The 21,997-nt window shown below is 60.0% G+C and carries 24 protein-coding genes; 13 read left to right on the forward strand and 11 right to left on the reverse strand.

The features are described from left to right. Positions 1-487 precede the first annotated feature (487 nt). Positions 488-778: a DUF982 domain-containing protein gene (locus RlegSU303_RS10270; RefSeq protein WP_017960359.1), complete on the forward strand. Its 291-nt coding sequence runs from the start codon at positions 488-490 to the stop codon at positions 776-778. Positions 779-955: 177 nt separating this feature from the next. Here RlegSU303_RS10270 and RlegSU303_RS10275 read toward each other — a convergent pair whose 3' ends face one another. Next, positions 956-1,783: a nickel-binding protein gene (locus RlegSU303_RS10275; protein ID WP_026158676.1), complete on the reverse strand. Its 828-nt coding sequence runs from the start codon at positions 1,781-1,783 to the stop codon at positions 956-958. A gap of 436 nt (positions 1,784-2,219) precedes the next feature. Between RlegSU303_RS10275 and RlegSU303_RS10280 the strand changes: the two genes are divergently transcribed. The 3 genes from RlegSU303_RS10280 to RlegSU303_RS10290 all read left to right on the forward strand — a co-directional run bounded on the left by RlegSU303_RS10280 (position 2,220) and on the right by RlegSU303_RS10290 (position 3,008). After that, complete coding sequence (locus RlegSU303_RS10280; RefSeq protein WP_003539480.1) at positions 2,220-2,477, forward strand: DUF982 domain-containing protein; 258 nt, start codon at positions 2,220-2,222, stop codon at positions 2,475-2,477. A 109-nt stretch (positions 2,478-2,586) separates the two neighbouring features. After that, the gene (locus RlegSU303_RS10285; RefSeq protein WP_231283857.1) at positions 2,587-2,757 is read left to right on the forward strand and encodes a hypothetical protein; all 171 of its coding nucleotides are present in this window, start codon (positions 2,587-2,589) and stop codon (positions 2,755-2,757) included. Then, complete coding sequence (locus RlegSU303_RS10290) at positions 2,757-3,008, forward strand: hypothetical protein (protein WP_231283791.1); 252 nt, start codon at positions 2,757-2,759, stop codon at positions 3,006-3,008. The genes RlegSU303_RS10285 and RlegSU303_RS10290 overlap by 1 nt, the downstream gene beginning before the upstream one ends. Positions 3,009-3,165: 157 nt before the next feature. Here the strand turns inward: RlegSU303_RS10290 and RlegSU303_RS10295 are convergent, their stop codons facing one another. The 4 genes from RlegSU303_RS10295 to RlegSU303_RS10310 form a co-directional block, all read right to left on the reverse strand. Continuing rightward, entirely contained in the window at positions 3,166-3,714 is a 549-nt protein-coding gene (locus RlegSU303_RS10295; RefSeq protein WP_017960367.1) for a nuclear transport factor 2 family protein, read from the reverse strand. An 80-nt stretch (positions 3,715-3,794) separates the two neighbouring features. Then, positions 3,795-4,598, reverse strand: a complete 804-nt coding sequence (locus tag RlegSU303_RS10300; protein ID WP_017960368.1) for an SDR family oxidoreductase — start codon at positions 4,596-4,598, stop codon at positions 3,795-3,797. A gap of 51 nt (positions 4,599-4,649) precedes the next feature. Next, positions 4,650-5,048, reverse strand: a complete 399-nt coding sequence (locus RlegSU303_RS10305) for a GlcG/HbpS family heme-binding protein (RefSeq protein WP_017960369.1) — start codon at positions 5,046-5,048, stop codon at positions 4,650-4,652. Between the two features lie 166 nt (positions 5,049-5,214). Further along, the gene (locus tag RlegSU303_RS10310; protein WP_026158679.1) at positions 5,215-6,102 is read right to left on the reverse strand and encodes an AraC family transcriptional regulator; all 888 of its coding nucleotides are present in this window, start codon (positions 6,100-6,102) and stop codon (positions 5,215-5,217) included. Between the two features lie 409 nt (positions 6,103-6,511). Here RlegSU303_RS10310 and RlegSU303_RS10315 point away from each other — a divergent pair, with 409 nt between their 5' ends. Continuing rightward, entirely contained in the window at positions 6,512-6,988 is a 477-nt protein-coding gene (locus RlegSU303_RS10315) for a DUF2938 domain-containing protein (protein ID WP_168280296.1), read from the forward strand. Positions 6,989-7,166: 178 nt separating this feature from the next. Here RlegSU303_RS10315 and RlegSU303_RS10320 read toward each other — a convergent pair whose 3' ends face one another. From RlegSU303_RS10320 to RlegSU303_RS10330, 3 genes are read right to left on the reverse strand one after another with little or no spacing between them, the layout of a single operon-like run. Next, the gene (locus RlegSU303_RS10320; protein WP_003539493.1) at positions 7,167-7,808 is read right to left on the reverse strand and encodes a ThuA domain-containing protein; all 642 of its coding nucleotides are present in this window, start codon (positions 7,806-7,808) and stop codon (positions 7,167-7,169) included. Between the two features lie 18 nt (positions 7,809-7,826). Then, positions 7,827-8,927 (reverse strand): Gfo/Idh/MocA family protein, encoded by a 1,101-nt coding sequence (locus RlegSU303_RS10325; RefSeq protein WP_131630420.1) that lies wholly within the window; start codon positions 8,925-8,927, stop codon positions 7,827-7,829. Between the two features lie 45 nt (positions 8,928-8,972). Continuing rightward, the gene (locus tag RlegSU303_RS10330) at positions 8,973-10,172 is read right to left on the reverse strand and encodes an ROK family transcriptional regulator (RefSeq protein ID WP_027665904.1); all 1,200 of its coding nucleotides are present in this window, start codon (positions 10,170-10,172) and stop codon (positions 8,973-8,975) included. Positions 10,173-10,375: 203 nt separating this feature from the next. On the opposite strand from RlegSU303_RS10330, the gene RlegSU303_RS10335 reads away from it, so the two are divergent. The 7 genes from RlegSU303_RS10335 (at position 10,376) to RlegSU303_RS10365 (ending at position 17,665) form a co-directional block, all read left to right on the forward strand. Continuing rightward, positions 10,376-11,680 carry an ABC transporter substrate-binding protein gene (locus RlegSU303_RS10335; protein ID WP_131622619.1) on the forward strand — a complete coding sequence of 435 codons (1,305 nt, stop codon included), beginning with the start codon at positions 10,376-10,378 and terminating at the stop codon, positions 11,678-11,680. 83 nt (positions 11,681-11,763) lie between these two features. Continuing rightward, on the forward strand, positions 11,764-12,702 hold the full coding sequence (locus tag RlegSU303_RS10340; RefSeq protein ID WP_168280295.1) for a carbohydrate ABC transporter permease: 939 nt from the start codon (positions 11,764-11,766) through the stop codon (positions 12,700-12,702). After that, positions 12,695-13,543: a carbohydrate ABC transporter permease gene (locus RlegSU303_RS10345; RefSeq protein ID WP_003539503.1), complete on the forward strand. Its 849-nt coding sequence runs from the start codon at positions 12,695-12,697 to the stop codon at positions 13,541-13,543. Before RlegSU303_RS10340 ends, RlegSU303_RS10345 begins: the two co-directional genes overlap by 8 nt. 22 nt (positions 13,544-13,565) lie before the next feature. Next, complete coding sequence (locus RlegSU303_RS10350) at positions 13,566-14,639, forward strand: ABC transporter ATP-binding protein (protein WP_094086027.1); 1,074 nt, start codon at positions 13,566-13,568, stop codon at positions 14,637-14,639. A gap of 98 nt (positions 14,640-14,737) precedes the next feature. Continuing rightward, positions 14,738-15,724 carry a dienelactone hydrolase family protein gene (locus RlegSU303_RS10355; protein WP_017960378.1) on the forward strand — a complete coding sequence of 329 codons (987 nt, stop codon included), beginning with the start codon at positions 14,738-14,740 and terminating at the stop codon, positions 15,722-15,724. Between the two features lie 207 nt (positions 15,725-15,931). Next, a complete protein-coding gene (locus tag RlegSU303_RS10360) occupies positions 15,932-16,876 on the forward strand; it encodes a phosphotransferase family protein (protein WP_231283792.1) in 945 nt (314 codons plus the stop codon). Positions 16,877-17,164: 288 nt separating this feature from the next. Beyond that, entirely contained in the window at positions 17,165-17,665 is a 501-nt protein-coding gene (locus RlegSU303_RS10365; RefSeq protein WP_231283793.1) for a GFA family protein, read from the forward strand. A 247-nt stretch (positions 17,666-17,912) separates the two neighbouring features. Here RlegSU303_RS10365 and RlegSU303_RS10370 read toward each other — a convergent pair whose 3' ends face one another. Continuing rightward, positions 17,913-18,683: an alpha/beta fold hydrolase gene (locus RlegSU303_RS10370; protein WP_131622627.1), complete on the reverse strand. Its 771-nt coding sequence runs from the start codon at positions 18,681-18,683 to the stop codon at positions 17,913-17,915. Positions 18,684-18,848: 165 nt separating this feature from the next. On the opposite strand from RlegSU303_RS10370, the gene RlegSU303_RS10375 reads away from it, so the two are divergent. Continuing rightward, positions 18,849-19,847, forward strand: a complete 999-nt coding sequence (locus RlegSU303_RS10375) for an AraC family transcriptional regulator (protein ID WP_231283794.1) — start codon at positions 18,849-18,851, stop codon at positions 19,845-19,847. A gap of 210 nt (positions 19,848-20,057) precedes the next feature. Here RlegSU303_RS10375 and kdgD read toward each other — a convergent pair whose 3' ends face one another. Continuing rightward, positions 20,058-20,984 carry a 5-dehydro-4-deoxyglucarate dehydratase gene (kdgD, locus tag RlegSU303_RS10380; protein ID WP_131622629.1) on the reverse strand — a complete coding sequence of 309 codons (927 nt, stop codon included), beginning with the start codon at positions 20,982-20,984 and terminating at the stop codon, positions 20,058-20,060. A gap of 32 nt (positions 20,985-21,016) precedes the next feature. Continuing rightward, positions 21,017-21,991, reverse strand: a complete 975-nt coding sequence (locus tag RlegSU303_RS10385; RefSeq protein WP_003539520.1) for a mannonate dehydratase — start codon at positions 21,989-21,991, stop codon at positions 21,017-21,019. Positions 21,992-21,997: the final 6 nt, after the last annotated feature.

Genomic DNA, 21,997 nt, shown 5'->3' on the forward strand with positions numbered 1-21,997 from the left:
GCACGAGCGAGCATTGCCGGGTCTGAATCCGCCCGCGCATGCCGGGTTTATCGATGTATCCCGCTGATATTGAAAATCCTGGTGATCCTGCCTTGCAGGCGACGTGCAGGAAGACGTGAACGCGGACACACCGATCAGCACCGCCGCTACCAATGGAAAAAATCGGTTCATCTGAACGTCTCCTCACAAGCTTGTCATGGTCGCAATCTACCATGCCAACGCGAGCCTATACGAAAACTTCTGGCCCGCTAGATCACGCTCACCTGAACCGAAACATTCGCGCGATTGATCAATCAATCTATAATCGTGATGCGTCGTGGCCTGCCGATGATTAAATTCACGTAAGTCTAAGCTGATCGGGCTATTCCGTCGCTATGGAAGTAGTTTCGCGACGTTAATAGTCAAGCTGGCGCGATTTCGACTTGAACAGATTGCGGTTTTTGAGTAAAATTACACCATAAAAAAGTAATATAAATGGGAGGATACTATGTCGTCAACTCGGTTTGATCCGATTCTGCTTCATCGTCAACATTTCATCGATGAGGTCACGTGCCTCGATGAAATCTTCGATGTTCTGGACGGGTGGCCGGAGGACAAACGGGGTTTGGCATATGAAACGCTGTTGAAGGCGTGCAGAGATACGGCCAACGGGCGTTTCCCGCTGAGCGCTGCGCGCGAGAATTTCCGGCGCTTTCTGAAGATGTCGGGCGTGCTTGCCAAGGTCGAGGGTGGTCCCAGGTTCGACGGACTGATGAATCATCAAATTGGTAATGCTTAATCAGATATGGCTGTTGGGGGGCCGCCTGCATGGCAGGCGAGGGCGCGCCGTGACATCAGTTGCGGCGCGTTCTGGTTTCGATATCTGATCGGATGATCGCCTATTTCTTGGCCACAAAACGCCGCGGCAAGCCCTGCCAAGAGGCAGCCGCTATTTGGATGTCGGATCCAGCAGATATTAGTTTACGCCCGCACTCGCCCAGTCGCATCGAAAGACCAGCATAGGCTTCGAAAATCCCTTGAACCGTCGGCGCGTCGCGTGAGCGAAGAGATCGGCGGCGCCATATTCCCGAAAGATATTCTCCGAGACGAGGATCTGGTCGCTGGAGGCTGCCGCGCAGAGACGCGCGGCAAGTTGCACGGTCGAGCCGAAGAGGTCGTTGCTGTCCTCGACCGGCTCGCCGCAATCCACTCCGATGCGGATATGGATAGGCTCGGTGTTTCCGCCGTTGTAACGCTCGAATTCCCGCTGGATCGCCATGGCGCATGCGACCGCTGCCGTTGTCGCGGCGAAGGCCGCCATGATGCCGTCGCCGGTGTGTTTCACTTCTCGGCCTGAATTCTGGCTGAGGCATCTGCGCACGATAGCGTCATGGGCTCTGACCATTTCGGTCGCAATGCGGTCGCCGAGGCGCGATGTCATTGCTGTCGATCCGACGATGTCGGTAAAGAGGATTGCCCGGTGACCGGGATCGACGTCGCTGGACGACTGGCCAGGGGCCGGCTCAGGGTCATGAATTCGGCCAAGAAAAGCCTCGACCGCCGACAAGGCAACCTCGACGATCTCGCCGGCGACGAAGCCATGGGCCTCGCGATGCACACATTGCGCAGTCTCCGCATCCGGCGCATCCACGAGGCAAAAGGCGGTCCCGCGCCGCTGATCGAACCAGTAGGTCAGGAACTTGACGCCATACTTGTCCTGAATATCGAGATCCATGCGATGCGCCCGGGCAACGTCGGCAGCTGTGGTTCCTTCAAGAAAGTGCCGGTCCATGAAAATAGGCATCGCGCTCCTCCCAGATCCGCGTGCAGATAGATTTGGATTGTACGACCCGGATGAAACTCCGTCCACCTCTGGTACAATCCATTAATGATTAGAGAGCGTCCGGCGTCGGGCAAAGCATATGAGTTGCTGTAATTCTTATAGAGTATAAAAGGAAAGACTGAGACGTAATCAGCAGGCGCGGGACTGGGAGCCCGATATTTACCATAATCGCTCGCTTAAAGACTGATCGGAGGGCCCCAGTTCAAGCTCCGTGTTCTCAAACCGGGCCGGCTGCAGGGATCTGGAGGGGACGAAGAGAAACGTCTACACTGCGAGCATCGCTGACCAAGATCAAATCCCGTGAAGCCGCACTTCGGCTGGTGACGCGGCCTACCAACGGCACGCAAATTGCATCGTACCGATGAGCTCCACCGAAATTGGGAAAAGCTGTAGCAAAGTGAAACAGACGGCACATTTTCGACCGGTTGGCTTGGCCTCAATGGGGCTCGGGCATTATGCTGTTATTAACTCTGTGTGGGACGCCGCGCGAACGCTCCTGCGCGATTGGCCGGTAGACGACGGCGAAGAATATTTCGAGGCCGTCAAGTCGTGCCTGGATGCGATTATTGGCGATCTCCCACCGGAACACGTGCGGGCGGCCTTCATCAGGGCGGCACAGGAGGCGGGCATTGCCGTCATAGAAGCAGCGGACTAAATACTCTCCGGCGCTTCCACACCTATTCCTCAAAGCCATATCGACCCGACGCTTGACTTTTCCTGCCGAAGTTCTAACTTAGAACAAAACAGGAACATTGGAGATGATCATGACGCATACGGAACAGGTGATCGCCAACGCCCTCGCGCTTGTCGAAGCGTCCCGCGCAGCCCGCGAGCGGGATCAACAGCGGCGTGCCGCCTGGCAGAGGAAGGTCGAACTCAGCCGGCCGATGCCGCCATTGCCGCGCCCGGTTCAATTGCCGTTGGCGCTGAACTGATGCAGCCGACAAAAGCCTTGGAACCCCATCGGGCACGCCCCGAACAAGCCGGGCTCGAACAAGCTTGGCCCGATCAAGCCTGGGAAGTCGAAGCCGTGCTTGCCTGGCATGACGACAATGCCAAGGCGGCGATACGCTCGCTGCTCGATGACTGCAAACATCTCCGCCAGCAACTGGCGCTGGCGGAAAGCGTGATGAGCCGCGGGATGGCCCGCGGATGGGCGCCGCGATACGAGCGGGATGCCCTTTGAACGGCCGACCTTCGCCAAGGATGTCGAGCCGGTTAAATGACGGAACTGGAACAGGTGTCAGCCACCTGCCACCCTGATCTGCCCTCCATCCTGGGAAGCCGGCTTGTGGCATCAGCATGTCCGCGCCGTGACTTTGGAACGGCAAGTTTGGTTCTGGCTAGTCGGCCGGCGTCACGCGGGTCCAGAAAGCGTTGAACACGACCGAATCGAAGAAGGCCGAGGCGCGGACGATACGGCCGTCGCGCATGTCGAGAAACCAGGCATAGGTGTTGGCGTAGGGCTCCCCGTCGCGAGCGATGCCGCGGGCGTCGAAAAAGACGATCACAGTGTCGCCGTCAACATAGACGTTGCGGATCGCGGGCTTCAGCGGCGCCTTCATGCGGGCGTTAAACGGGCGGATCACCTCGCGCAAGAATGCCTCGCGACTGGGATAGGTCTTCGATGCCAGCGAATAGCCCTCGATCGTCCAGCGGGCGTCGTCAGCGAGGAGGTCATAAGGACTGCCTGTGCCGGCCGCCCAAGCTTCGAATCCAGCCTCGACGGCTGCTTTGTTGCGGCGCTCGGTTTCGGTCAGCGCGTGCGGTGCGGCACGCACTTCCATCCCACCCAGAGCCAGTATGGTGGCGGCGATGCCGAGGGCAGCGTTGAAGATGCGGCGGACAAAGGGTGCCGGGCTGCGGACAGTTGCGGTTGCGATGATGGACATGGTTTCCTCCAAGGATCGGTTTGGTGGCGCGACACCGCTGGCCGGGTGTCACTTGCAGAGCTCGCCGCCAAAAATTCTGCTTAGATCTGGTTTTCCCAGGCTTTCAGCTGATGCTCCTTAAGCATGTCCTCGACGACCTTCGGAACCACGTTGCGGAACCTGCCGGTGTCGGCCGGGACGACGTCGATCATACGGTCGATCATTTCCTTCGGGTCCATCTTACCTTCGGGGGTGGCGAAGAAATCGTCGAAGCCCTTGCGCAGATCTGCGCGCTTGGTGAAGTTCTTGCTGTCGTCCAGCCAGCGGAACGGATTGTCGGCCATGGTCTCATTGTAGCCGGTGTAGTAGGCGCCCGGATTGATCGTCTGGATCTTGATGCCGTACGGGGCGAGTTCCTGCTGCAGCGCTTCGGCGATCGATTCCAAAGCGTGCTTGGTGGAGACATAGGTGCCCCAGTTGGCCGGAGTGAAGAGGCCGCCCATAGAGGACGTAAAAACAACCTTGCCCTTCTTGCGTTCGCGCACCCATTTCTGGACGACGCCCTGGGTCAGCACCAGCGGCAGGAAGACATTGACTTCGTAGTTCTTGCGAACGAGCTCGATCGGGATTTCCCAAACCGGACCGGCTTCGCCCATGCCGGCATTGTTCCAGAGCACGTCAAAGTCCCAGCCCTGCGCCTGCTTGATGTCATAGGCGTCGGTGAGGTCGAGACGCTCGACTCGAACGTTCTTCAGTCCGAGGGCGGAGACCTCCTCACGCAGCGGCGTGACCTGCGACGAAACCTGTGTGGTTGCGATAATGCTGTGGCCCTTCTTGGCCATGCCAATGGCGGCAGCCTTGCCGAAGCCGGAGCCTGCACCAGTGATCAAAATGGTCTTGGTCATGCGACATTCCTTTCGATACTTTAGGGTTGGTCAAAAGCAAGGGTTGGCACGTCACGCGACGGCTGCAGCGGCTGCCTGCGCGATTTCCAGATCCTGCGGAACCGCTCCGCCGGAAACGCCAACGGCGCCGATCACCGTGCCGTCGTGGGCAAAAAGCGAGATGCCACCGGGAAAGGGAGCCAGGCCGCCGTTGGATAATTCGAGGGCATGGGCGGGAGCGCCGGGCTTGCAATATTCCCAGACGGCCTCGCTTGTGGTTTGAAACAATACGGCCGTCCGGGCTTTGCCCATAGCAAGGTCGATCGAGCCGAGCACGGCGCCGTCCATTCGGCTGAACGCCTTGAGATGGGCTCCGGCGTCCAGGACCGTGATATTGACCGGCACGCCGATTTCTTTAGCCCGCGCCTCGCCTGCGGCGATGATCTTGCGCGCTTCGTCAATGGTAATCATCTCCCTGCCTCCTTTTTCGTTCGAGGATGAGTGCTCCCCGTTCGATGAGACAGGTGTAGGCCGGAAATGGTTTTGCAGTATTTTCAGCTCTTGCTGCGCTATGCGCAAATCTTGCGCTCCGGCGTGCGTGCACAAACGTCGAACTCTGTCCGACAGGCGGAAACCGCTAACCGGTGACGAGTGCGCGGTATTGGCCGGGCGTCAAGCCGGTCATCTTGCGGAAGACGCGCGTGAAATTCGCCTGCGAGCCGAAGCCGGTATCGAGCGCGATCTCCACGAGCGAGGATCCCGCAAGCCGCAGCTTTTCCTTGGCCGCCTCGATCCGTCGCTCGGTGACGTAGCGATGCGGGGTCAGGCCGGTGGCCTTGCGAAACATACGGGCAAAATGAAAGGAGCTAAGGCAGGCCTCGGCAGCAAGGTCATTCAGCGAGATCTCTGCGGCGATGCGGGCTTCGATGAAATCGAAGACGCGTTGCAGCCTTTTTGGATCGATGGTCGGGACCCGCACGGCAGGATGCCACCGACCAGACGAATAGGTGCCGAGCAGGTGCGCCACCAGCGCCATCTGAACGCCGTCGAGGAAGAGTCGATCGGTCGGCTCCAGGCTTCTGTTCAACAAACCGCGAAAGAGTTGGCCGATATGCAGCACCATGGGATCGGGGACGCCGCCCGCATAGGCGAGCTGCACCTTGGCCGGGTCGATGTCAAAGTTCGAAAGCGCGCTCTCACCGACGAGCGACGGCGGCAGGAAGATGTGCAGGGACTCGGGCATGGTGCCGATGATTTCTACATCGCTCTCATGGACACCCGCCGGACATATCCAGGCGACACCGGGGCGAGCGATGGCCTCCTGCCTGTGACCGTCACCGGTCCACCTGATCTTCGACTGACCCGAGAGCAGGACGGCTATTTCCGTGCATTCGAGTGTAAGGTCGACTTGCCAGCCCGGATCGAAACGCCTGAGCTCGACCTGCAGCGACGAGCATTCAACGAGCCCGCCCACTCGCTTGCTGGTCCGATACTTTCTGTCCCCTTGCGATTCCACGAAAGTCATGTCGCATCCACGCCGTGAAGATAGATATAAATTCGAATTGTTCAGTCTCGGCGGGTCAATCACGACCGCCACGCCACTGTCAATCTGCAATCATCCTTGATGTATTAAATGAATAGCTTCCAGGCGCGCCGCATTGCTGTCAGGAGCCTGGGTATTACGATCAGGATTTTGGCTAAATTTCAGGGGAGCGCAAGTCCTATGGAACAAAGCGATACCGCAGCCCCTTGTGCCTTCAGTCAATTCACGCCTGCACTGACGCCTTTGCGGATGACCGAGCGCCGACGAGGGCAGGGACCCTCCTCCGGGGAAAAACTGGAGTTGAGGCGATGAACTGGTGGCAGCCTTGCGCAGGCGCGCCCGCAATGGTTTGGTAGCGTCCTGCATTCGCAACGTTTTCCGGTGATTCCCGATGTTCGATATTCTATTGCGTGGTCTGGCGCTCGGCGCCGGCGCAACAATCCTGATGGACCTCTGGGCAATCGTGCTCACCCAGCTCGGCCAGGCGGCCCCAAACTGGGCACCTGTGGGTCGCTGGTTCTGGCATCTCGGCCGCGGCAAGGTTTTTCACCAGAGCATCGCCGACGCCGAGCCCTATGCCCATGAGCTGGCGCTCGGCTGGATCAGCCACTACGCCGTCGGCATCCTCTATGGGGTGATCTTCGCCATCATCATGGGCTCGGCCTGGCTGGCGGCCCCGACATTTCTTCCCGCCTGGATCTTCGGTATCGTCACCGTCGGGGCAGGGTGGTTCCTGTTGCAGCCCGGCCTCGGCATCGGCTGGGCCGCCTCCAAACATCCGACCCCGAACAAGGTCCGGTGCTTCAACCTTCTCGCCCATACGATTTTTGCGCTGGGGCTCTACGGGACGGCATTGATCATCGGCTGAGACCAGCCAGAACCCCTCCCCACAAGGGGGAGGGGCTAAGATGCCGCGCTGCTTGCGATAACCTCCATCGTAATAATCCGTAGAACGGTTACAGCGAGCAAGCGCTCGCCTTTCGTCGCTGGCGCGGGCCGCAGTTTAGGGGCCTTTCTTGGATCCGCACGAACCAGACAGCCTCACCTTACCGCGCCGCCCAGTTGGCGCCGCGGCGGAAGATGGTCTTCATCTGGGGAACGTCGAATTCCTTGGCCTGATGGCCGAGCGAGGAATAGAAGACGCGGCCCTTGCCGTATTTCCGCTTCCAGACGACGGGCATGACGACGCCGTCGATCCAGTAGGCGTGTTCGCCGGTGAACTTGGTCGTCGCCAGAACCTCGTTCGACGGGTCGACATGCATGTAATATTGCTCTGAGGTATATGGGAAATCGGCAATACCCTCCATGAGCGGATCGTCGGGACGGGTGATGTTGACGGTATAGTCGATGATGTTGCCGGGGTGAGCCACCCACTGGCCGCCGATGATGAACTGATAGTCGACGGAGTCGCGGAAGGCGTCGCCCGCGCCGCCGTGATAGCCGGCGATACCGACGCCGCTTTCGATCGCGGTCGCGAGGTTCTTGACCTCCTCCTTCTCGATCTTCGACATCGTCATGATGGGTACGACGAGGCTGAGATCATGAACGGAAGGGTCGGCAAGCGCCTCGGTGCCGTGCTCGAGATAGACCTTGAAGCCGTCCTCCTCGAGCATGGTCTTGATGATTTCGGCGCACTCCTGCGGCTCATGCCCGCTCCAGCCGCCCCAAACGATCAGTGCTTCACGCATAGTCTTTCCTCCTGAAACTTATTTCGCCAACCGTCCGTCGACGATGGAATCGGACAGCGGGGCAGGGCGCTCCGTTGCCGTGGTGATCGCGACCGTCCGGCCGGTCGCGGCGGCGGTGTGGAATGCTTCCATGACTTCGAGCACATGCAGCGCCAGATCGCCATTGGCGCGGTGCGGCCGGTTGGAGCGGATCGCATGCGCCATGTCGGCAACGCCGAGCGAGCGATAATTGCCGTCGGCATAGGGTGCTGTGACCGGCTGGTCCTCGAACGGACCGCCCTTCTTCAGATATTCCACCGGGCCGCCGAACCTGTTGGGATCGGGAACGATCAGCGTGCCCTCGGTTCCGTAGACTTCCAGCGGCACATGCTTGTGGCCGGCTACATCGAAGCTCATGGCGATCTGGACGACGGCGCCGTTGGCAAAGGCCATCATGCCGGCGACATGGGTCGGCACATGCACGGGAATGCGTTCGCCGTTTCGCGGTTCGCTGGTGATCAGCCGCTCGGCCCGCGGCGTCGTCGCAAAGCCTGCAACCTGCGCAACCGGCCCGAGAAGATTGACGAGATCGGTGATGTAGTAAGGCCCCATATCGAGCATCGGCCCGCCGCCGACTTCGTAATAGAAGGCCGGGTTCGGATGCCAGCGCTCATGGCCCGGGCACATGAAGGTTGCCGAGCCGCCGACCGGCTGGCCGATGACGCCTTGGTCGATCAAGCCACGCGCCGTCTGGTGGCCGCCGCCGAGGAAGGTGTCGGGGGCAGCGCCGATGCGGAGATTCCTCGCCTTGGCGGCTTCCGCCAATTTTTTCCCTTCCGCGAAATTAATCCCGAGCGGCTTTTCCGAATAGGTATGCTTGCCGGCATCGAGCGCCTGCAGCGCCACGGCGACATGGGCCTTTGGGATCGTCAGGTTGACGATGATTTCAACCTTGGGATCGGCGAAAAGCTCCTCGACGGTCTTGACGGGAACGTTGAATTCCGCAGCCTTTGCTTCCGCCAGCTCCCGGTTGAGGTCGGCGACGCCGCGGATGTCGAGGATGGGAAAGGATGCCATCGCCGTGAGATAGGCGCCTGAAATATTGCCGCATCCGATGATGCCGATACCGACCTTGTCCATGAATTCCTCCATTGATCGTGCCATTGATTTTGATTGTGCCGCCCGTCAGAGCGCCGGCCCCGTCGTGCTCCAGGGCGATTCGTAAAGCTCGTAGAGCGCCACCGCTGCCGCACCCTGCGCCCAGAAATCATCGGTCGAATCGTCGAAGACGAGTTCGCTCACGCCGCGCAGCGATGGCGGAATGGCGAGCGTATAGGCATCGCGCAGGCTGTTGAGAAAGGGTTCGCCGAGCGCCAGGCTCGACCCGACCAGGATGACCCGCGGCGGCGCAAACAGTGTGACGATATTGGCAATGGTCAAACCGACCGCTTCGCCGGCGCGGATCGCGGCGCTGATCAGCCGGTCGTCATCGGCCTTGATTAGCGCCTGGGCATGGTTCATGCCACGGCCGAGGCGGATGGCTTCGGCAAAACGCCCGTCGGCCTGCTGTTCACCGAGGATCGCGCTTTCGCCGGCCTGGCTGAAAAGCCGGACGACGCCGTTCGGTCCCATGCCGAGCACCAGGTCGCCGAGATTGTGGCTGAGGCCGCCGGCGCCACGAAACAGGCTGTTGCCGTGCAGGACGCCGAGCCCCAGCGTTTGTTCCAGCGAAATCAGCACCATATCTTCGAGATCGCGCGCCTTTCCGAACCAGTGATGGCCAAGCGTGATGGCGTGGGCGTCGCTTTCGACAATGGTCGGCGTTGCCAGCCGCGTCGACATCTCGGCGGCGAAATTGACATTGGTGTCGCGAAAGATCGGGCTGCTCCTGATATAGCCGGTGCGGTGCTCGATGACGCCGGGAAAGCCGAGGCAGACGCTGTCGACATCCTCCAGCGAAAGTCCGGCATCGACGACGCAGCGCCTGACTCCGTCCTCGACCAGATCGGCGATGACGCCGATCGGCTGCCGGTCGATGCGGATCGGCAAGGCGAGCTTCGACAGCACATCGCCGCGGAAATTGGTGACGACGAAGACCATCCTGTTGGCGGCGATCTTGGCGCCGACCACGCGGGCGGCATCGGGATTGAGCTCCAGCATGACCCGCGGCCGTCCGCGCACGGCCTCATTGCGGATATCGCCTTCGTGACGCGGCAGGATCAGCCCGTCGTCGAGCAATGAGGCGGTGATGGCCGAGACGGTCGTGGTGGAGAGTTCGGTACGCTCGCTGATCTCTATCCGCGAGATCGGACCATGGCGCCTGATGGTATCGAGCACGTTCAAGCGATTGATCGCGCGCATTAATTCGGGATCTGCGGTCTTCATGGGAACTAGCCAGGCGAGCGTTTCGTTGGGGCGGAACCCAAATATTTTTAACGGGTTACGAAATAAATAGCAGGGAATTCAGTGGTCCTGTCAAGCGCATTTGATAAAAATAGAGGCATTGGGTTGACAATATGCGTAAGCTCCGTTGAATTAATCCGCATAGGGGAAAAATTGTGAGGACAGGACCCCTGGGAGGAAGAATCATGACTTTTAGCTTCAATCGCGCCGCTTTTGGCAGCAGGCGCATCGCATCCATGGCCGCGGCTGCCGGCATGTTGCTGGCCGGAGCAGGTGCCGCTTCGGCGGCGACGGTGGTCAAGTGGCTGCATCTCGAGCTCGACCCGAAATATGTCGCGGCCTGGGAAGACATCGTCAAGAAATACGAAGCCCAGCATCCCGACGTCGATATCCAGATGCAGTTTCTCGAAAACGAGGCCTTCAAGGCTAAGCTTCCCACGCTGCTGCAGTCCGACGATGTGCCGGATTTCTTTTACAGCTGGGGCGGCGGCGTCTTGAAGCAGCAGTCCGAGACCGGCGCGCTCCAGGACGTGACGGCGGCCCTCGATGCCGATGGCGGCAAGCTGCGCAGCGCCTATAGCCCTGCTTCGGTCAGCGGCCTGACATTCGAGGGCAAGACCTGGGCTATTCCCTACAAGGTCGGTCTGGTCAGCTTTTTCTACAACAAGGAGCTGTTTGCCAAGGCCGGCGTCAAGGCCGAGGACATCAAGAACTGGGCTGATTTTCTCAGTACCGTGAAGAAGATCAAGGCCGCCGGCATCGTGCCGATTGCAGGCGGCGGCGGTGAGAAATGGCCCATCCATTTCTACTGGAGCTATCTTGTCATGCGCGAGGGCGGACAGAAGGTCTTCGAGGCGGCCAAGACCGGCGAAGGCGAAGGTTTCCTCGATCCGGCGGTCATCAAGGCAGGCGACGACCTCGCCGAACTCGGCAAGCTCGAACCTTTCCAGCCTGGCTATCTCGGCGCGAGCTGGCCACAGACGCTTGGCGTGTTCGGTGACGGCAAGGCTGCGATCATCCTCGGCTTTGAAAATACCGAGGCCAACCAGCGCAAGAATGCCGGCGACGGCAAGGGTCTCGCACCCGAAAATATCGGCCGTTTCGCCTTCCCGGCGGTCGATGGCGGCACCGGCAAGCCGACCGATACGCTCGGCGGTCTGAACGGTTGGGCCGTTACCAAGAAGGCATCCAAGGAGGCGCTCGATTTCCTCGCCTTCCTGACCAATGCGGACAATGAGCGGGCGATGGCCAAGGCCGGCATGCTTCTGCCCGTTGCCGTCGGCGCCGGTGACGGCGTCACCAACCCGCTGCTTGCCGAATCGGCAAAACAGCTGGCCGGTTCGACCTGGCATCAGAACTATTTCGACCAGGATCTCGGTGCCGCGGTCGGCCGTGTCGTCAACGACGTGTCGGTGGAAATCGTCTCCGGGCAGATGAATTCCAAGGACGGCGCCCAGATGATCCAGGACGCTTTCGAACTGGAACAATAACCAGCGCCTGCAGACCCTTCCTGGCGCTCCGTTAAAATTCGGAGCGCCAGTATTGCTGCCGACGAGATGCGAAAGCAGGACCCATGGCCAATATTTCAGTCCCATCGATAACCACCGCCGCAAGGCCGGCAACAAGAGCCGCAAACAGCAAGAGCTCGGTCGCCCATGACCGGCTGGCAGTGCTGTTGATCTTCCTGCCGCCCGCGCTCCTGCTGTTCACGCTCTTCGTGATCATCCCGATGGGCGAGGCGGCTTGGTACAGCCTCTACAAATGGAACGGTTACGGCACCCCGACCGAGTTCATTGCGCTGCGCAATTTTCAGGTTCTGTTCCGCAATGCGGCCTTCACACAGGCGCTGATCAATAATGGCCTGATCATCGTGATCTCGATCTGCATCCAGGTGCCGCTTGCCATCTGGCTGGCCACCATGCTGGCGCACCGCATTCCGGGCGTCGTCGGCTTCCGCCTGATCTTCTTCCTGCCCTATGTCCTTGCGGACGTTGCCGCGGGCCTAATCTGGCGCTTCGTCTATGATGGCGACTATGGCCTTTTTGCCGCCGTTTCCAACTTCTTCGGCTTCGCCAACCCTTACGTGCTCGCCGACAAGGACGTGGCGATCTATGCCGTGCTTGGGGTGATCGTCTGGAAATATTTCGGCTTCCACATGATGCTGTTCATCGCCGGCCTGCAATCGGTCGACAAGAGCGTGCTGGAGGCGGCCGAAATCGACGGCGCCACCGGCTGGCAGAAGTTCCGTTACGTCACGCTGCCGCTGCTCGGCTCGACCTTGCGTCTTTCTATCTTCTTTGCCGTCGTCGGCTCGCTGCAGCTCTTCGACATGATCATGCCGCTGACCGGTGGCGGGCCGTCCAACTCCACCCAGACGATGGTCACCTTCCTCTACACCTATGGCGTCATGCGCATGCAGGTCGGCCTCGGCAGTGCCGTCGGCGTCGTGCTCTTCATCATCTGCGTGACGCTCGCCTTCGGTTACAAAAGGATATTCATGCGCCATGACTGATATGAGCTCTTCCATCCGCATGAGCACATCAACACGCGTCTATCTCTACGTGTCGCTGAGCCTGATTGCCGCGATCGTGCTCGTGCCGTTGCTGACGACGGCGCTCGGCGGCTTCAAGACGCTGGGCGACCTGCGCACCAATCCCTTCGGCCTGCCGACGGAGTGGCAATGGGCAAACTATACCGATATTCTTTTCGGTGAACGCTACTGGTTGCAGATCGGCAATTCGCTGGTGATCGCGTCGCTCACCGTTCTCCTGACGCTGATCGTCTCGTCGATGGCGGCTTTCGCCTTTGCCCATGTCCGGTTTTTCGGATCGTCGTTCCTGCTCAATTATTTCCTGCTCGGCCTGATGTTTCCGGCGGCGACTGCAATCCTGCCGCTGTTCATCCGCATCCGCGATCTCGGCCTGCTCGATACCTATTGGGGCGTGGTGCTGCCGCAGGTGGCCTTCGGCCTCGGCATGAGCATCCTGCTGTTTCGAAACTACTTCCGCAATCTTCCGGAAGAATTGTTTCAGGCGGCCTTTGTCGATGGCTGCGGCTATCTCCGCTTCTTCTGGCATATCTCGCTGCCGCTTTCCCGCCCGATCGTCGCCACCGTCAGCATCATCTCCTTCGTCGGCAGCTGGAACAGCTACATCCTGCCGCTGATCATGCTGAACTCGGAATCGAAATATCCCTGGCCGCTCGGCATCATGGTCTATCGCGGCGAGTACGGCACGGAGTGGCAGCTGGTGCTGGCCTTCATCACGCTGACCATCCTTCCCACCATTATCGTCTTTTTCGTCGCCCAGAGACACATCATCGCCGGTCTGACCGCCGGTGCCGTGAAGTCCTGAGCCGAACCGTTGGAGTACAATCATGGCATCCGTTGAACTCACCGATATCAGCAAGACCTATGGCGCCGTCAATGTCATCCACGGCATCTCGCTTCATATTGAGGATGGCGAATTCGTCGCCCTCGTCGGGCCGTCCGGTTGCGGAAAATCGACCCTGCTCAGAATGATCGCCGGCCTTGAGGAGATCACCGATGGCGAGATCGCCATCGGCGGCAAGGTCGTCAATTCCATGACGCCGCGCGAACGCAACATCGCCATGGTCTTCCAATCCTACGCGCTCTATCCGCACATGACCGTCGCTGAAAACATGGGCTTCAATCTGAAGCTCGCCGGCGTTGCCAAACCCCAGATCGAGGCCCGAGTGGCCGAAGCCGCCCGCATGCTAGATCTCGCCAACCTCCTCGACCGCAAGCCGGCCCAGCTTTCCGGCGGCCAGCGCCAGCGCGTCGCCATGGGTCGCGCCGTCGTGCGCAATCCCGCCGTCTTCCTGTTCGACGAGCCGCTCTCCAACCTCGATGCGAAACTTCGCGTGCAGATGCGCTCGGAGATCAAGACGCTGCACCAGAAGGTCAGGACGACCTCGATCTATGTCACCCACGATCAGATCGAAGCGATGACGCTCGCCGACCGCATCGTCGTGCTCAATCAGGGCAGGGTGGAGCAAGAGGGCACGCCGCTCGAACTTTACAGGAAACCCGCCAATCTCTTCGTCGCCGCCTTCATCGGATCACCGGCGATGAACATGCTCGAAGGCACGGTCGACGGCGAAAACGGTGAGCCAGCCGCCCGTCTCGGGGACGGCACGGCAATCCGCATCGCACCCGACCGCAAGGTCAAGGCCGGCCAGGCCGTCACCATCGGCCTGCGCCCCGAACATCTCGTTCCCGGTGTCGCCGCCGGTACGCCGCTCGCCGGCCGGACGATGCTGGTGGAACCGACAGGCGCCCAGACCCATGTCGTCTTCGATCTTGCCGGCCAGCAGGTGACCGCCATCGTCGACGGCGAATATCCCGCCCGTTACGGCGCCGTGTTCGAGGCAAGTATTACGAGTGATCAGGTGCACGTCTTCGACCGAGGCACCGGCGTGGCGCTCTAGGCGCAACAGCCGTTGGAGCAAATGCGACTCAAGTCGAGGGAGTCATATGGTTTGGCGGCGTAACGTGCTAAGTTGAGCGCCAGTCGGAGGTGCTTGACATGGCACGCTTCATTGGAGCCGCCCTCACTCTGTGCATCGTGACACTGTTCGCAGCGCACGGATACGCCGGGGAAGTCCGGCCGAAATTTCCCTCAGACGAGACATTGACAGTGCCGTCGCTCACCCTGACGGACGAGCAGTTCTTGCTGGGGAATACGGCGAACGGAGTTGCTGTGACGCTGACTGGTCAGCTCAGATTTCCCAGTTGGAATGAGCATCTGCCAGCCGTCATTCTGCTCCATGGCTCCAATGGTGCTGCCAACAGCACGCCAGCAGTCCGATGGGGCGAATTTCTCAACAGAATGGGCATCGCCACGTTCCGCCTTGATAGCTTCAGCGGACGAGGCATAGACCAGGTCGAGACAGATCAGTCGCGGCTGAGCTCCTTCGCACAATTCTACGACACCTATCGCGCCGTCGACGTGCTCGCGGCCCACCCACGGATCGATCCGTCACGCATCGCCGTGATGGGCTTCTCGCGCGGCGGCACCGCAGCGCTCTATACCAGCATGCGGCGCTTCCAAGCTCTCCATGGGTCAGCAAAGGCGCGAATTGCCGCACATCTTTCGTTCTACCCTGCGTGCAACTTTCACTTCATTGATGAGCTCGACATTGCAGACGCACCAGTCCGCGAATTCCACGGCGCGGCGGACGACACGACGCTGGCTGTGTCGTGCCTTGATTACATCACGCGTCTCAACGCCGCCGGAAAGGACGCTGTCATGACCGAGTATCCCGGCGCGCACCACGGGTTCGATAACCCCGATGCGCGGTTTGTTTCCGTTGCCCAAAGCGCACAATCCTCTCGCAATTGTCAGCGCCGCGAGGAAGACGGCAAGATAATCAATGTCGAGACTGGCAAACCCTTCACCTTCAATGATGCTTGTGTGGAACTCGGTTCAACAGTGGGCTACGACAAAGCTGCGACCGAGGCAGCGCAAGCCACGGTGAAGAAGTTCCTGACAGGAGTATTTCGCCTCAACTGATCCGATGGTTAAGCATCGAGAGCGGGCTGCTGAATGCAGTGCGATGAGCCCTGTTGCGCATTCATACTGTAACCAGTGGGAAGGGAGGCGTTTCGTTCCGGGTCGCAGGATTGCGCAATCGCCGTGATTATAGTGAGATGCAGAGAGCTTATCCGGTCAGGCGAAAGCGCGACAACAGGGTCGCAAGCTATGGCACCGAGACGAAGGATGACTTTAGAACTGGACGCTGAAACGATTTCGCGGCTCATCCAGCACATTGAGCCAGATCTCACCGTCAGCGGTTTCTCCCGGCTGGAGGGCGGCAGCACTGAGGTCTACAAGATCGATCTTGCGAATTCCGATTATGGGTCGCTGGTTCTCAAGATTTATCCGGACAAGCCCGAGTGGGGACCGTCTAAGGAGGCGCTCGTAGCGGGCTGGCTCAAAGAATTGAGGCTGCCGGTTCCCACCTGGCTGCGCGTCGATGAATCGCGGTCCCTTCTGCCGCTACGCTATTCCTTGTTGACTCATCTGCCCGGCCGCTCGCTTCGTCACTGGATGGCGGAGCCTGATATCAAAAGCGCCTATCGCCAGATGGGGGAGCTTCTAAGACGCATTCATGCGGTACCGATGCCTGGGTATGGCTACGTGCATGGCCAGGGCATCGACGAACCGGTACACACTAACGCAGATTACATGACGGCAGCGTTTGACGATGTGTTTCGGCGGTTTCGCGAGCTTGGCGGCGATCCCGAGCTGGCGCGTCGTTTGCAACAATTGGCCAAGGGCAGCTTCGATCTTTTCGACGCAAGCGACAGTGCAGTCCTCGCCCACGACGATCTTCATCAGGCCAATGTGTTGGCGTTACGTGACAAGGCTGGCCGACTTGAATTGAGCGGGCTTGTCGATTTCGGAAACGCACGCGCTGCGGACAAGCTCTTCGACTTGGCCAAGGCCCTTTTCTGCTCTGCACATGAAGACCCGCGCAGCTATCAGCCCATCTTGGAAGGCTACGGGTCGGTCGATCACCCGGACACCGAAAGGGCGCTTCGTCTCTACACTCTTTTCCACCGGGTCAGCATGTGGTGCTGGCTCACGAAGATTGGCGTAGACGCTGCAGCCGAGGCCGGCCCCGGCGGAATTATCCGCGATTTGCGCGAAATGGTGATCTAGCAAGGCAAGTCAGAAGGAGGCCGCCGATGTCGAAAGTATTCGAGGTTTAAAACGGCCGGAACTTCACGGCTGCGGACCCAGCCGACAGTCTCTGCGAGATTCTGCCACCGCTTAACCGTCGGTTGAAGCGGAAGTTATGGGCAGACGATCGAGAAGTCGGGTCCATCTGGTCTGGCAAACCACGCCCACGAACACCGGAACTGGATCCGCTCCGGGAGGCTGGACGATCAAAAGACGAAAACCTAAAAGAGATTAAGCCCAAACCCGCCTCTTGAACGAGGAGAAAAAATGAAACGCATCGAGATGGAGGTGAGCGGCGGCTGCCAGTGCGGTGCCGTGCGCTACCACGCAACCGCTATGTTTGACAATTCGCATCTCTGCCATTGCCGCATGTGCCAGAAAGCCTCGGGCAACGTCTTTGCCGCGCTCGTCGCCGCGCCCGATGATGCGCTCAGCTGGACACGCGGTAAGCCGAGCGTCTGGAAGAGCTCGGAGCTTGTCGAGCGCGGCTTCTGCGCCAATTGCGGCACCCCATTGTTCTTCCACCACCTCGAAAACGGTCGCACCAACCTGATGATCGGTTCGCTCGACGATCCGCATGCCTTCTCGCCGCGTGCCAATACCTGCACCGAGAACATGGTGGGATGGTTCGATACGATCACGGGCATCGAAAATACCGGTGCGACCGAAGACAACGGTGCCGACTGGGCCGCGGCGATCAAGGAGAGCAACAACCAGCACCCCGATCACGACACCACCTCATGGGCGGTGAGGGGGCGTGATGGCTGAGTCCTATTCCGGCAGTTGCCAGTGCGGCGCTGTCTGAGGCCATGGCGCGTGGGCGGTGGCGGGGGCTCTGCTCGAGCTATTCGCCGCGGCCAGAGACGCGTTAAGACGGCCAGTTTGAACGTCGCTAATATCACGGTGTTGCCGGTGATATGGGGTCAGCGCTGCAAGTGCGACCCTGCGACTGGGATCGTTGCACATCGATGCTACCGACCACCGCTAGGCGGGCGATAGCATCGGTTGAAGAGGGCTACTTTGCTCCTGCGGCCGCTTCTATGACCGCAGCCACTTCCTTGGCGTGCGAGGCCAGCGAGGCGTGGCTACCCTCGACCGTCGTCACCTTGGCCTTCATCCGTTCGGCAAAGAAAGCCTGTGCGTGGGGATCAAGGACGAGGTCCTTGGAGCTCAGGACGTACCAGCTTGGCTTGTCGTGCCATGCCGCGGCCTCAGCAGGTGCATCGAAGGCAGTGTGGTTGATCGGCATCTGGTGCGCTGCCAGATCTTCACCGATCTTCTTGGGCAGGTCGCCCGCCACTGCACTGGGGAATACTGCAGGATCGATGGTCAAGTAACCCTTTGCGTCTGGCCGAATGGCCGCCGCTCCGGGGGTTGCCGGACCGCTGGCTGCCAATGCTGTGATGGTTTCACCTTTCTCGGGCGCAAAGGCTGAGACATAGACGAGTGATGCCACCTTGGCGTTGTCGCCCGCCTCGCCGATCACCACGCCACCCCAGGAATGGCCCACCAGGACAACCGGGCCATTTTGCGCATCCAGCACCGCATTGGTGGCAGCGACGTCGTCAGCAAGCGAGGTCAATGGGTTCTTTACCGCAGTCACCTTGTAGCCCTTGGCGGTCAGGATTGCAGCGACGCCGTCCCAACTGGTTTCGTCGACGAAGGCGCCGTGGACAAGAACGATATTCTTAATTGTTTGATCCGGGAGAGCCGGCTGGGCCCTTGCGGGTGCAGCACCAAGCATGGCGGTCGTTAACATCAGAGCGGACATAAGAAGAGATTTCATTTGGAGCTCCTATAGGGCGCATCAGCGCGATTGCTTAATTCGGATAATCTGCAATGCTGTCACCTACACGACGGCAGGAGACCAGGATGGCCTTGCCTTCGCGGAAAGGCTTGAACTGCCGGATAATTCCTCTTTGAAGACAAAACCAAACTAGGGCTTACCGAGATGGATCACCATGACCCGAGCCCCGCAATGCATGCTCCATCGTCCAAAAATGCGATCATGCTCGCCTCTCGGGTGGATCTGCTCTCCCAGATTTTGGCCATGGTCAGCCTGCATGGCGAAATCGTCTTTACGGTCGAGCTCAGCCAACCATGGGCGCTACGCTTTCATCCGGGAGCGGCTTATTTCTTCATCTTGCTCGAAGGGGGCCTGACGGTTGTGAACGATCAGGGCCATGCCTTGCAGGTGGCAACTGGCGATCTGATCATGCTGCCGCGAGGCCTTGGGCACGGCTTGAGCGATGGCGAGTGTGCATCTGAGGCTGACCTGGCAGCCCTGATGGCGGCGCAGGTTACCGCCGAAAAACTCAATGTCTCCCACGGCGGAGGCGGCCAACAGACCAAGCTTATCGCCGGAGCCTTTCGGTTCGAAAGCGCTTCCGTGCCCTGGCTCGTATCGGCACTGCCATCGGTCATTCACATTCCAAAAGCCAGCGGCGAGACCGCCGGCTGGGCCGAGGGCCTTGGCTACTTCATGATGAAGGAAGCCCAGGAGGTGTATCCCGGCGCGTCCATCATGATTTCACGGCTGATCGACGTGCTGGTGATCAGTATCCTGCGGAGCTGGGTGCGGATCGAGCGGGGCGGCAATGTCGGCTGGCTTGGAGCGCTCGGGGATGCGCGCATCAGCCGCGCGCTCAAGGCCATCCACGACGAACCTTATCGGCGCTGGACCGTGCTCGATCTGGCTCGCGTGGCGGGCCTGTCCCGGTCAGGCTTCGCGGCGCGATTTACAGCATTGGTGAAAGAAGCGCCACTTTCCTACCACAGTCGCTGGCGGCTGACGCTCGCCTTGGGCTTGATGCGCCAGCCTGATGCCAAGGTTGGGTCGGTCGCCAGGCAAGTGGGCTATGATTCCGAAGCAGCCTTCAGCCGAGCCTTCAAGGCACAGTTTGGTTTTGCGCCCATGAATGCCAAATCGACAACTATTCAGGATCGATGATGGTGTAGATCCGGCGCAATGCATACCAGATTATAACGCGCGAATGTCCGACGTGGGGTCGAATGCCGAATGTCAGCTTCTGCTGAACTCGCCCCGATAACAGACGCGCCGCTTCCGGCCCCGTAGCGGTCGTCTATCCAAGCCGAGCCGATGTCCGTCGTTGGTGCGAACAGCCGCCGGGCCACCCCGGCGGCCTACTGCCGCGATATATTATTCCGCCGCGATCCGTGTGACGCCGTTGGCCTGGACGATCTTTTCCAGCAGCGCGAGCTCTTCCTGGGTAAGATCCGTCAGAGGCGGGCGCACGGGGCCTGGGTTCTGCCCGAGGACGCGAAGGCCGGCCTTGATGATCGAGACGGCATATCCCTTCTTGCGGTTGCGCAAGGCGACGAAGGGGAAGAAGAAGCCCTTGAGGATCTCGTCGACTGTTGCCTGATCGCCGGTGCGCAAGGCGCCGTAAAAGCGCTGGGCGAGGGCGGGGACGAAGTTGAAAACGGCCGATGAATAGGTTGTCACGCCTGCGGCGAAATAGGCTTGGGCATAAACCTCATGGGTCGGCATGCCGCCGACATAGACGAGGCGGTCGCCAAGCAGGGTAGTGATCTCGATCACCTTGTCGACATCGCCGACGCCGTCCTTGAAGCCGATCAGGTTCGGGCATTCCTCCGCCAGGCGCGCGATGCTGTCGGCGGTCAGAATGGCGTTGTCGCGGTTATAGACGATGACGCCGATGCCGACCGATTGGCAGACCGCCTTGACGTGGGCGATGAGACCCGCCTGTTCGGCAAACATCAGATAGGGCGGCAACAGCAGCAGTCCGTCCGCGCCGGCCTTCTCGGCCGCGACGGCGATCTCGATTGCGAGCGACGTGCCGTAGCCGGTTCCCGAAATGATCGGCGTCTTGCCCGCCGACGCCTTGGCGGCTCGGATCACCTGCGGAATCTCGGCCGGATTAAGCGAGAAAAATTCACCGGTGCCGCCGGCGGCAAACAGTGCAGCAGCGTCATAACCTGCAAGCCACTCGACATGACGGCGATACTTGGCTTCGTCGAATTTGAGTTGATCGTCGAAATGGGTCACCGGAAACGACAGGAGACCACTACCGACGGCCTTCTTCAATTCAATCGGGTTCATCATGAAGTCCTATTTTTTAGGTGTTGAAAACCGGCTCACTCGCTCTCGAGCACTTGCAGAAGTGCCGCGATATAGCCGTAGCAGAAGGCAAATGCGGTGGCGGTTGGATCCTTGCCGCTGACGGTCGGCACATGGTCGGGCATCAGCATGTATTTGAAACCAACCTCCTTGTAGATCCTGGCCGAGCGGACCATGTCCATGTCGCCTTCTTCAGGGAAGGTCTCCATGAAGGACAGCTTACCGCCGCGAATATTGCGGAAGTGAACATTGAAGATCTTGCCCCGCTGGCCGAACCAGCGGATGACATCGTCGATTTCCTTGCCGGGATTTTCCAGCATCTCGCCGATCGAACCCTGGCAGAAATTGAGGCCGTGATACGGGTTTTCGCGCATCAGCACGAATTTCTTCAGGCCTTCCACCGTACCCAGCACACGCGTGACGCCGCGATAGCCCGGCGGCGTATAGGGATCGTGCGGATGGCAGGCGAGCCGGACGCGGTTGCTTGCAGCGACAGGAACGACGCGTTCCAGGAAATAGTCGATCCGCTCCCAGTTTTCGTCCTCGGAAAGCACGCCGGCAAGACCGGGCTCGGCCTGCTGATCCGTCTTGTCCCAACGGAAGCTCGCATTCAGCGATCCGCCGCGTCCCGGTTCATCCGGCGTACGGGGAATGCCGATCAGGTTGAGATTGTACTTCACCGCAGGAATGCCGGCGGCGGCGGCATTCTCGATCAGCTTGCAGACGGCGTCGATCTGTCTGTCGCGCTCGGGGCCGGCAAGCAGGATATCGGGATAGGAAGCCTTCTCGATCGGCTGCGAGGGCAGGGGCAACTGGATCATGTCGAGGATGAGGCCGAAGCTTTCGACCTTGTCGCGATGCCGCTCAAGATCGGAGAGCGTCCAGCTGCTCGGCTTTCCCGGCGGGTCGGCATTGATATGCTTCACACCCAGTTGCGCGAAGATACGATAATCGTCGTCATCCCGCGCTGCGACCTGTGTTCCCAGATACATTTGAGT

The organism is Rhizobium sp. SU303 (genome assembly GCF_021052345.1).
GTDB lineage: Bacteria > Pseudomonadota > Alphaproteobacteria > Rhizobiales > Rhizobiaceae > Rhizobium > Rhizobium laguerreae.

What these genes read in the sequence shown, in the direction of transcription:
- RlegSU303_RS10355 (WP_017960378.1), top strand. Translation starts at nt 14,738, where the DNA reads ATGGCACGCTTCATTGGAGCCGCCCTCACTCTGTGCATCGTGACACTG.
- kdgD (WP_131622629.1), bottom strand. Translation starts at nt 20,984, where the DNA reads ATGATGAACCCGATTGAATTGAAGAAGGCCGTCGGTAGTGGTCTCCTG.
- RlegSU303_RS10310 (WP_026158679.1), bottom strand. Translation starts at nt 6,102, where the DNA reads ATGACTTTCGTGGAATCGCAAGGGGACAGAAAGTATCGGACCAGCAAG.
- RlegSU303_RS10340 (WP_168280295.1), top strand. Translation starts at nt 11,764, where the DNA reads ATGGCCAATATTTCAGTCCCATCGATAACCACCGCCGCAAGGCCGGCA.
- RlegSU303_RS10335 (WP_131622619.1), top strand. Translation starts at nt 10,376, where the DNA reads ATGACTTTTAGCTTCAATCGCGCCGCTTTTGGCAGCAGGCGCATCGCA.
- RlegSU303_RS10385 (WP_003539520.1), bottom strand. Translation starts at nt 21,991, where the DNA reads ATGTATCTGGGAACACAGGTCGCAGCGCGGGATGACGACGATTATCGT.
- RlegSU303_RS10375 (WP_231283794.1), top strand. Translation starts at nt 18,849, where the DNA reads ATGGATCACCATGACCCGAGCCCCGCAATGCATGCTCCATCGTCCAAA.
- RlegSU303_RS10325 (WP_131630420.1), bottom strand. Translation starts at nt 8,927, where the DNA reads ATGGACAAGGTCGGTATCGGCATCATCGGATGCGGCAATATTTCAGGC.
- RlegSU303_RS10270 (WP_017960359.1), top strand. Translation starts at nt 488, where the DNA reads ATGTCGTCAACTCGGTTTGATCCGATTCTGCTTCATCGTCAACATTTC.
- RlegSU303_RS10370 (WP_131622627.1), bottom strand. Translation starts at nt 18,683, where the DNA reads ATGAAATCTCTTCTTATGTCCGCTCTGATGTTAACGACCGCCATGCTT.
- RlegSU303_RS10315 (WP_168280296.1), top strand. Translation starts at nt 6,512, where the DNA reads ATGTTCGATATTCTATTGCGTGGTCTGGCGCTCGGCGCCGGCGCAACA.
- RlegSU303_RS10330 (WP_027665904.1), bottom strand. Translation starts at nt 10,172, where the DNA reads ATGAAGACCGCAGATCCCGAATTAATGCGCGCGATCAATCGCTTGAAC.
- RlegSU303_RS10285 (WP_231283857.1), top strand. Translation starts at nt 2,587, where the DNA reads ATGACGCATACGGAACAGGTGATCGCCAACGCCCTCGCGCTTGTCGAA.
- RlegSU303_RS10365 (WP_231283793.1), top strand. Translation starts at nt 17,165, where the DNA reads ATGAAACGCATCGAGATGGAGGTGAGCGGCGGCTGCCAGTGCGGTGCC.
- RlegSU303_RS10295 (WP_017960367.1), bottom strand. Translation starts at nt 3,714, where the DNA reads ATGTCCATCATCGCAACCGCAACTGTCCGCAGCCCGGCACCCTTTGTC.
- RlegSU303_RS10290 (WP_231283791.1), top strand. Translation starts at nt 2,757, where the DNA reads ATGCAGCCGACAAAAGCCTTGGAACCCCATCGGGCACGCCCCGAACAA.
- RlegSU303_RS10350 (WP_094086027.1), top strand. Translation starts at nt 13,566, where the DNA reads ATGGCATCCGTTGAACTCACCGATATCAGCAAGACCTATGGCGCCGTC.
- RlegSU303_RS10345 (WP_003539503.1), top strand. Translation starts at nt 12,695, where the DNA reads ATGACTGATATGAGCTCTTCCATCCGCATGAGCACATCAACACGCGTC.
- RlegSU303_RS10300 (WP_017960368.1), bottom strand. Translation starts at nt 4,598, where the DNA reads ATGACCAAGACCATTTTGATCACTGGTGCAGGCTCCGGCTTCGGCAAG.
- RlegSU303_RS10275 (WP_026158676.1), bottom strand. Translation starts at nt 1,783, where the DNA reads ATGCCTATTTTCATGGACCGGCACTTTCTTGAAGGAACCACAGCTGCC.
- RlegSU303_RS10320 (WP_003539493.1), bottom strand. Translation starts at nt 7,808, where the DNA reads ATGCGTGAAGCACTGATCGTTTGGGGCGGCTGGAGCGGGCATGAGCCG.
- RlegSU303_RS10360 (WP_231283792.1), top strand. Translation starts at nt 15,932, where the DNA reads ATGACTTTAGAACTGGACGCTGAAACGATTTCGCGGCTCATCCAGCAC.
- RlegSU303_RS10305 (WP_017960369.1), bottom strand. Translation starts at nt 5,048, where the DNA reads ATGATTACCATTGACGAAGCGCGCAAGATCATCGCCGCAGGCGAGGCG.